This window comes from Paracoccus sp. (in: a-proteobacteria) (assembly GCF_030536915.1).
Lineage (GTDB): Bacteria > Pseudomonadota > Alphaproteobacteria > Rhodobacterales > Rhodobacteraceae > Paracoccus.
The window spans coordinates 1-7,144 of the sequence record NZ_JAUNPC010000115.1; the positions used below are offsets into that span (position 1 = coordinate 1).

A 7,144-nucleotide genomic window follows, 5' to 3' on the forward strand; every position below is an offset into this window, starting at 1 on the left:
CCATCTGGCTCAAAAGCCTACTTCAGGGAGGACCACTTTTCAGGGGGCAGACCACGCCGCCTCAACCTGACGTCCCATCATCGCCCGCCCTCCTACGCCGCTCAGACGAAGGGAATCACGGGGTCAGCCAGGGCTCAAGCTCGAGTTTTTCAACAGCATCCAGGACATAAGCACGTGCTCAGGCATATGCCTATGCCTCCATGACTTTGCCCAGATATCTGAGCAAAGCGGGGGCCAGTTCAGCTGTCTGCCAAGACAGCGTGGAGCGGCTTGGTTTCAGAAGTTGATCCAGCGTCCGTCGCCTGCCTTGGCGTATGATCCAGTTTCTTGAGCATGCAGGGGTGACTGATCGTGGCTGCATCTCGAGAGGCAGCCTCGCCTGTTCGCCATTCCCTCAGCCTCGACGCCTTATGCGGATTGGGCTAAAGCCGCGGCAACCTCAAAGAGCAGGCCTTGTTGCGCATGAAAGAAAGCCGAACGATGCTGGCCACTGCTGAAGGCGTGCTGACGCGTCAGATCAATGCCGCGCGCCAACGCACTCTGGATCTTGTTAGCCGTCTGCGCAACCGCCGGCGAGGCGTGATCGGCAGCATCGATGTCGTCTCGCCCGACGTGATCGAGGGCTGGGTCAAGCGGCGCGGGAACGACGCGCCGTTAGTGGTGGATATCTTCGCGGGTCCGGTGTTGGTCGCGCAGGGGCTTTCCGCCGATATCCACCGGGCCGACGTTCAGGTGTCAGGCCACGGAACCGGGCGATACGGGTTCTCGTGCCGGCCGCCCGACAGCGGGGGCGAACGGATAGAGGCGCTGATCGAGGTGCGGCTCTCTGGAACGGACGAGCTGTTGCTGTCCTGCCATCCGCCGACAGGCACCATGGGCGCCAAACCTGCATCTTCCGTGCATGCGCCCATGAAGCCGCAGGCGGATGGCATCAGGTCGCCTAGCCTCTACAAAGCCAAGATCGAGGCCGTGAGCGGCAACCAAGTCAGGGGCTGGGCCGTGGACAGGGCACGACCTGGGCGCGTCTTCGACCTGCGGGTTCTGGTCGACGGCGTGCCTCTCGCCCAAGTCCGCAACGACGGCCCACGAACCGACCTGCAGCGGCATGGGCTGGCCGAAGGCCGCGGGGGGGTCAAGCTGGCCCTGCCACTGGGCGACCTTGAGTCGGGCGAGCATCTCGTCAGCCTTCAGATGCCCGACGGCAGCCGGATCGAAGCCCGCGTGACCACGGCGCAGCGGCCGCGCCGCCGGATGGATGGCGGCGTCCCCAGGCTGCGCCCCGAGGACGTGGCCGTGGTCGTGCCGATCTACGACGCCGCGGACGATCTTGAGGTCTGCATCGACCGGCTGACCCGCTTCACGCCCCCTGCGGCCGAGATCGTCCTGATCGATGACGCCTCGCCCGACCCGGCGATCGCACGGCTGCTGGATCGGGCCGCCCTGCGCCCCAACACGCGGGTCTTGCGCAACGCGGACAATCTTGGCTTCACCCGCACCGTGAATCGGGGGTTGGAGGAGACCGGGCGTAAGCATGTCATCCTGCTGAACAGCGATGCGCGGGTGACGCCGGGCTGGATGGGCGGGATGCTGCGCGCGGCATCTTCCCGCCCCCGCGTGGCGACGGTCACGGCGATGTCGGACCGCGCCGGCGCCTTCTCGGCGCCCAAGATTGGCAATAACAACCCGCTGCCGCCCGGCGTCGACGAGATCACCTACGCCCGGGCCTTCCGCCAGCGTGCCTTGGGGGTCTATCCGGTTGTGCCGACAGGCAACGGCTTTTGCATGTTCGTCAACCGCGCCTGCACGGACGAGATCGGCGGCTTCGACGCCCAAGCCTTTCCGCGCGGCTATGGCGAGGAAAACGACTTCTGCATGCGCGCGACCCGCACCGGCTGGGTCAACCTGATCGACGACACGACCTATGTCTTCCACGACCGATCCAAGAGCTTCGGTGAGACCAAGCACGCGCTGATGGAGGCCGGCCGCGCCGTGATCGAGGCGCGCTATCCCGAATATACCCGCGCCATCCGCGTCTTTTCGACAGGACCGGATATCCTGCTGGCGCGGTTTCGGGCGGCGCAGGCCCGGATCGACTGCGGCGATCGCCGGACCGGGCTGCCCGCGGTGCTGTTCGTCGTCTCGACCCAGACCGGCGGCACGCCGCAGACGAACCTCGACCTCATGCGGCAGTTGCAGGACGAGATGGACCCCTGGCTTCTGCGCTGCGACAGCCGGATCCTGACGCTGGGACGGCTGGACCGGGGCCGCATCACCGAGATTCGCCGCCACGAACTGTCCGAGCCGGTCGATCCGATCACTCATGCCTCTGCCGAATACGATACGGTCGTCGCCGGCTGGCTGGATGTTCTGGACCCGGCCATCGTCCATATCCGCCATCTCGCCTGGCACGGGCTGTCGCTGCCGGGGCTTGCGAAGGCGCGCGGCTGCAGGGTCGTGACCTCGTTTCACGACTTCTACACGCTGTGCCCCACGGTCAAGCTGCTGGACGAACGGCAGGTCTTCTGCGCCGGCCGCTGCACCGCCACGGAAGGCGACTGCCGCCCCGAGCTTTGGCCCGACGGCAGCCTGCCGCCTCTGAAGCACCGCTGGGTTCATCCCTGGCGCGAACGTTTCGACCGGGTGCTGTCCGTGTCGGACGCCTTCGTCACCACCTCGGACAGCGCCCGAACGCTGATCGCGGCGGGTCTGCCCGCCCTAGACCCGGATCGCTTCCACGTCATCCCCCACGGGCGCAGCTTTGCCGCGATGGAATGGCTGGCCGAACGGCCGCAGCCGGGAAAGCCGATCCGCATCTTGGTCCCCGGCAACATCGGCATTCCCAAGGGCCGGGACGTGATCACCGACCTTCTGGCCCAGGACACGTCCGGCCGGTTCGAGTTCCACATCCTCGGCCGGCTTGCCGACGCGGATGCCATCTCGCACCCCCGGCTGATCCAGCACGGCAGCTATCACCGGGATGAGTTCGCCGACCGGGTGCGCGCGATCCGGCCGCATTTCGGCGCGATCTTCTCGATCTGGGACGAGACCTACTGCCACACGCTGACCGAACTGTGGTCGGTGGGCGTCCCGGCGCTGGTCTTCGACTTTCCGACCGTGGCGGGGAGGGTGCGGGCCAGCGGCGCGGGCTGGGTCGTCCCGCATCAGGACATCGCGGCACTTGCCCGCGCGATCGGCGCGATCGCGGCCGACAGCGCCGGGCAGGACCGGGTCGCGACGGCGCTGGCCGACTGGCAGGGTGGCCGGGGCGTGAGCCGCAGCGTGCAGGTCATGGCGGCGGCTTACCGCGAGCTTTACCGGCAGGTGCTGGGTCGCGGCGACCAGCGGCCACTGGTCGCGGTCGTGGCCCCCGCGTCGCGGCGGCTTGACTCGGCCAACTCCTCGACCCATGTGCGTCTGTGGGAACGGACGATCAACCAGGCCGCGCGCCCCTTGAACTACGTGCGGATGACCGCCGCGACGCTGCTGGCGAACCTGCGGGACGATGCAGTGGACGGCGTCATCATCCAGCGCGACGCCGTGCCGCCCGATCTGGCCGGGCCGCTGCTGGCCGCCCTGCAGGCGCGCGGCCTGCGCCATCTGCATGAGCTTGACGACGACCTGTCGGCGTTCCCCGCCGACAAGGATCCGCAGGGAAGCTATGCCGCCTATGCGCCTACGCTGTCGCGCCTGCTGGCTGCTGCGGGATGCGTGACCGTTTCGACCGCGCCGCTGGCGGCGCGCGTGCGGGACATGAACCCGGATGTCGAGGTGGTGCCCAACCGGCTGGCGCTGCGCCTGTGGCGGGGGCCGGTTCCCAGGCGCGAACGCGATGGCACGGTGCGCGCTCTTTACATGGGCAGCGTCACGCATGGCGAGGATCTGGCGCTGGTCCTGCCCGCCCTGACAGACACGGCCGCCCGGCACCCCGACTTCCGCCTTGCCGTGATCGGCGTGCAGGACGCCCCGCTGCCCCGCTGGATCGAGCGCATCGAGATCCCCGACCCGGCGCGCAACTACCCGGATTTCGCAGGCTGGCTCAAGCCGCAGGCCGGGCGGTTCGATTTCGGCCTGGCGCCGCTTGCCGCGCGGGACTTCAACCTGCACAAGTCGGACCTGAAGCTGCTTGAATACGGGGCGCTTGGCCTGCCGGTGCTGGCGTCGGACCTGCCGGTCTATTCGGCGGCGGCGACCGGCATGGACCATGCGACGATCGTGCCCGAGGGCGGCTGGCATGCCGCGCTGGATGCTGCGATCGGGACCGCGCGCCGGGGCGGCCCCGACCGGGACCGGATCCGCCGCGACACCCTGCACCGTTTCGCGCTGGAACCGACGCTGGCCGGTTTCGACCGGATCGTGGCGGGACTGGCGCGGACGGGCGGTCGCGGATGATGCTGACCGAGGCCCGACGCAGCTACGCGCTGTTCCGGAACAGCCACGGCGGCAGGACAGGGCGCAGGCTGCGGCTGACGGACGGCTGCGGCCGTATCCTCGGCGTCGTCGAGCGCCATGTCGTGCAGGGCCATCGCACCCGGATCGAGGGGTGGGCGGATGCGGGGCGCATCTTTGTGCTGGATGCCTCCGGCGCCCGGCTGGGGCAGGTGCGGCCGAACCTGCAGCGACCGGATGTGCAGCGGCGGCTGAGGCGCGACCATGCGGCCTTCGGCTTCGACATCACCGTGCCCGCGCGCGGCAGGCTGGTGCTTGTGCTTGAACACGAAGCGGGGCCTGTCCGCGCCGTGCTGGATCAGCCCTCGGGGCTGGGCCGGGCCTTGTCCGAGGCCGGGACCGCCCTGCGCTATCTGCGAACCGTCGCCGGGTCCGCCCCCGACGTGCTGCGCTGGATCGTCCAAGGGGACGAGGAGGCCCGGCGACGGCTGGGCACGCTGCTGCGCGATCCGGACCCGCCGCCGCCGGGTCTGAACCCCGGCCTGCTGGACGGGCAGGGCTGGCCCCCGCTGGCGCCCGCCCCGATCACCATCGTCCTGCCGGTTTATGATGGGCATGACCTGATTGACCCGGTGATCGGGCGGGTGGCTGCGAACACCGACCTGCCGTGGCATCTGGTGGTTATCGACGACGCCTCGCCTGACCCGCGCATCAGCCCCCTGCTTGCGGCATGGCGCAACCGGCTGGGACCGGACAGGGTGACGCTGCTGACCAATCCGCGGAACCTTGGCTTCGTGGGCTCTGCCAATCGCGGGCTGGCCCAGGCGATCGCGCGCGGGCATGACGTCGTGCTGCTGAACTCAGACGCCTTCGTGGGACCGGGCTGGGCCGGACGGCTGCTCGCCCCCCTGCGGAACGGCGCGCAGGTCGCCTCGGTCACGCCCATGTCGAACGACGCCGAGATCGCGAACGTGCCCGACATCTGCGTCGCCTCGCCGCTTGAGGGCGGCGAGGGCGACCTGCTCGACCGCGCGGCGGCGGACCTGGACGGGCCCGGGGCGGTCGCCGATGTTCCGACCGGCGTCGGCTTCTGCATGGCGATGAACATCGAGGCCCTGCGGCGGCTTCCCGCCTTCGACGCCGCCTTTGGCATGGGCTACGGCGAGGAGGTGGACTGGTGCCAGCGCGCCTGGGATCTGGGCTGGCGCAGCGTCCTGACGACCGGCGTCTTCGTCGAGCATCAAGGCGGGCAGTCCTTCGGCTCCGAGGCCAAGCAGCGCCGCATCGCCGAGAACGGGCGCATCATCACCTCGCGCTATCCCGGTTTCGACGCGCAGGTGCAACAGTTCATCGCTACGGACCCGCTCCGGACCCAGCGGCTGGCGCTTGGCCTGACACTTGCCCGCCACCGCGCCGGGGCGGCGGGCGCGCGGCTGTCCGTCTTCATCGGCCATGCGCTTGGCGGCGGAGCAGAGACCTACCTGGGCCAGCGCATCGGGCGCGAACTGGACACGACCGGCCACGCCTTGGTGCTGCGGGCGATGCAGGATGGCACATGGAAGGTCGAACTGCACGGACGCCGGGGTCAGTCGGTCGGGCTGGCTGTGGACGCCGGGGCCGCGCTGGCCATGTTGGGCGAGGCCGGCGGCCTGAACGTCGTCTATTCCTGCGCCGTGGGCACGCCCCGGCCGCTAGCCATTCCGGCGCTGCTGCTGGCACTGAAGGCGCAACCCGGCAGCACACTCGAGGTCACGTTCAACGACTACTACCCGATCAGCCCCTCCTACACACTCCTAGACAGCCGCGCCGTTTTCGCGGGCGTTCCGGGCGCCGATGACGGCGACCCCGCCCACCGCTTCGTGCGCGAGGACGGCAGCGAGATCCCCCTCTCCGCATGGCGCGAGGCCTGGGGCCAGGTGATCGCGCGGGCAGACCGGATAGTGACCTTCTCGAACAGTTCGGCCGAGATCGTGGGCGCGGCTTGGCCCGAGGCGCGCGACCGCATGGAAGTCCGGCCGCATGCTCTGCCCGTGGGCCTGCCACGGATATCGCCCAAGGCTTCCGGCACACCCACGATCGGGATTCTGGGCAACATCAATGTGCCCAAGGGCGCGCGCGTATTGACCCGGCTTTCGGCAGAACTGGCGAGGTCGGGCAGTGGGCGGCTCGTCCTGATCGGTAATCTCGAACCAGGGCACGAACTGGCCGCGCCTGCGGTCATTACCGGCAGTTACCAACTGGATCAGTTGCCCTATCTGATCAAGGCGCATGGCATCGACCGCTGGCTGTTTCCCTCAATCTGGCCCGAGACGTTTTCCTATGCCGTCCACGAGATGATCTCAACCGGCCTGCCCGTCCATGCCTTCGATGTCGGCGCGCAGGCCGAAGCGGTCCGTGCGGCGCTTTCGCGCGGCCACCAAGGCACGGTGGTGCCCCTCCCGGACGGCGAGCCCGACATCGCGGCGCTGGCCGCGCTGCTGACCCGAGACTGAGGCTCAATCCCCGGTCACCGCCTTCTCTGACGGGCCGGCCATGGCGCGGTCCAGCAGATGCCGGATCACACGCTCGATCTCGGCCGCCCGGGCGCCGAAGCCATGCTCATGCCCGACCTGCCGAGCGAAGGCATCGCGTTCGGCCTGATTGGCGCGGCCCTCACCCAGCAGCGACTGCACCGCCTCCGACAAACCGGCGGGATCACGGTAGACGCGGACCATGCCGCCGAACAGTTCCTCAAGCCCCGGCACCTCGTCGGACACCA

3 protein-coding genes are annotated in these 7,144 nt (G+C 69.1%); 2 read left to right on the forward strand and 1 reads right to left on the reverse strand.

What is annotated here, in order from left to right; genetic code table 11:
* Positions 1–579 precede the first annotated feature (579 nt).
* Both Q4F04_RS14005 and Q4F04_RS14010 read left to right on the forward strand, forming a co-directional pair.
* Positions 580–4,389: a glycosyltransferase gene (locus Q4F04_RS14005; protein WP_303370422.1), complete on the forward strand. Its 3,810-nt coding sequence runs from the start codon at positions 580–582 to the stop codon at positions 4,387–4,389.
* The gene (locus tag Q4F04_RS14010) at positions 4,386–6,878 is read left to right on the forward strand and encodes a glycosyltransferase (protein WP_303370423.1); all 2,493 of its coding nucleotides are present in this window, start codon (positions 4,386–4,388) and stop codon (positions 6,876–6,878) included. The genes Q4F04_RS14005 and Q4F04_RS14010 overlap by 4 nt, the downstream gene beginning before the upstream one ends.
* Before the next feature lie 3 nt (positions 6,879–6,881).
* Here the strand turns inward: Q4F04_RS14010 and Q4F04_RS14015 are convergent.
* Positions 6,882–7,144, reverse strand: a 263-nt coding sequence (locus Q4F04_RS14015) for a glycosyltransferase (protein WP_303370424.1), incomplete at its 5' end; no start/stop codon positions are given.